This window comes from Herbaspirillum sp. WGmk3, assembly GCF_023952535.1.
Classification (GTDB): domain Bacteria; phylum Pseudomonadota; class Gammaproteobacteria; order Burkholderiales; family Burkholderiaceae_D; genus Herbaspirillum; species Herbaspirillum huttiense.
Map to the genome: position 1 here is coordinate 1 of NZ_JAKYWT010000066.1, position 270 is coordinate 270.

General features: G+C 54.8%; 1 protein-coding gene. It reads left to right on the plus strand.

The features are described from left to right. Nucleotides 1-268, plus strand: a 268-nt coding sequence (locus tag MKD49_RS25960; protein WP_371925519.1) for a cytidylyltransferase domain-containing protein, incomplete at its 5' end; no start/stop codon positions are given. Nucleotides 269-270: the final 2 nt, after the last annotated feature.

Here is a 270-nt window from a genome sequence, read left to right on the forward strand (position 1 = left end):
GTTTGACCGTGATCAGGCATTTCAGACAGCGCTAAGCCAACATTACCGGCGGCACATTGGCATTTACGCCTATCGTGCCGGCTTTATTCAGGATTATGTCAGCTGGCCGGTTTCCACGCTGGAGCAAATTGAGGCGCTGGAACAGCTAAGGGTGTTGTGGCAGGGGGAAAGTATTCATGTCGCTGATGCCTGTGTGCCTCCGGCGATGGGTGTTGATACACCGGAAGATTTAGCGCGCGCTATTGCCCACGCCGAGCACCATGCTTAACG